This window comes from Gordonia araii NBRC 100433 (genome assembly GCF_000241265.1).
Taxonomy (GTDB): domain Bacteria; phylum Actinomycetota; class Actinomycetes; order Mycobacteriales; family Mycobacteriaceae; genus Gordonia; species Gordonia araii.
Genome location: NZ_BAEE01000017.1, coordinates 1 through 1,454, shown reverse-complemented (window position 1 = coordinate 1,454; position 1,454 = coordinate 1). Strand labels below are relative to the sequence as shown.

At 63.6% G+C, this 1,454-nt stretch carries 1 protein-coding gene; it reads left to right on the top strand.

The window, feature by feature from the left end:
• The first annotated feature begins 125 nt into the window (after nt 1-125).
• Nucleotides 126-1,439 (top strand): ISL3 family transposase, encoded by a 1,314-nt coding sequence (locus GOARA_RS02920; protein WP_007320794.1) that lies wholly within the window; start codon nt 126-128, stop codon nt 1,437-1,439.
• Nucleotides 1,440-1,454 lie beyond the last annotated feature (15 nt).

The window sequence follows — 1,454 nt, the reverse complement described above, 5'->3', positions numbered from 1 at the left end:
GGCTCTTCGGATCTGAGAGTGCATGGCTGGTCGTGGTGATGGCCGGGGGTGACCACAAGATGTAGGCGGGTCCTGGGTGTGAGAATGAAGGTTCCTCAACAATCTTCCTCACCACCACAGGACCCATGACCGAGCTTACTTCTGATGTCGCTGACACGATCTGCCGAACCGTCGAACTCGGTGTGACGATCACCGGTGCGGCCGTCGATGCCGACGACCGCACGCACCTGTGGTGCCGCCCGCTCGATCCCGATACGCGGTGCCCGGGCTGCGGAAACCCGGGGCGCCGACGTGATCTGGTCGATCGGGTCCTGACCGATGTTCCGATCAGCGGGCACCGGACCAAACTGCACGTCGCGGTGCCTCGACTGCTCTGCGAATCCATCGATTGTGATCGGTCGATCTACCGGGCCGGTATCGAGACAATTGCCGCGCCCCGGGCGGTGGTCACGACCAGGACTTGCCGGTGGATCCTGCAGCAGATCGTGGTCAACAAGATGAGCGTGTCCGCGGTCGCCGCCCAGTTGGGTGTGGCCTGGAAAACGGTCAACGCCATCGCCGTCGACGCCTGCCGGGCACTGGTCTACACCGGTGACCATCTGGACGGGGTCCGCCACCTCGGTGTCGACGAGCACAAGTGGAAACACGTTCGCGGGCAAGGCGACCCGAGTTTCGTGACCGTGCTGATCGATCTGACCCCGGTCATCGACGGCACCGGGCCGGCCCGGCTGCTCGACATGATCGCAGGCCGATCCAAACAAGTCCTCAAAGACTGGCTCGCCGAGCGTGACCAGCAGTTTCGGGACCGGATCAAGGTCGTGGCGATGGACGGGTTCACCGGCTACAAGACCGCTACCGTCGAAGCGCTCCCCAAGACCCGGGTGGTGATGGACCCGTTCCACGTCGTGCACCTGGCCGCGCAGAAACTCGACCAGTGCCGTCAACGCGTCCAGCAAGCCACCTGCGGGCGCCGCGGCCGCACACACGACCCGCTCTACAAGATCCGTCGGATCCTGCACACCCGCGAAGAACTGTTGACCGACAAGCAACGGATCCGGCTATTCGAGTCACTGACCAGCCACGATGATCATGCCGCCGTCGAGGTCACCCACCAGGTGTATCAGCAACTGATCGCCGCCTACGAGCACCCGAAACGCAGGGAAGGCAAGAAACTGATGTACAAGACGTTGCGGCGGATCCGCACCGAAGTACCCGACGGCCTGGCCGAACTCGCCCAACTGGGCCGCAGCCTCTGGGCCAGACGCCAGGAAATCCTGGCCTACTTCGACACCGGCGTTTCCAACGGACCGGTCGAAGCGATCAACGGCCGCCTCGAACACCTACGCGGCATCGCCCAAGGGTTCCGCAACCTCGACCACTACATCTTCCGGTCCCTACTGCACTCCGGACAGCTCGCCGATAGGATCAACGCACTCTGAGATCCGAAGAGCCGG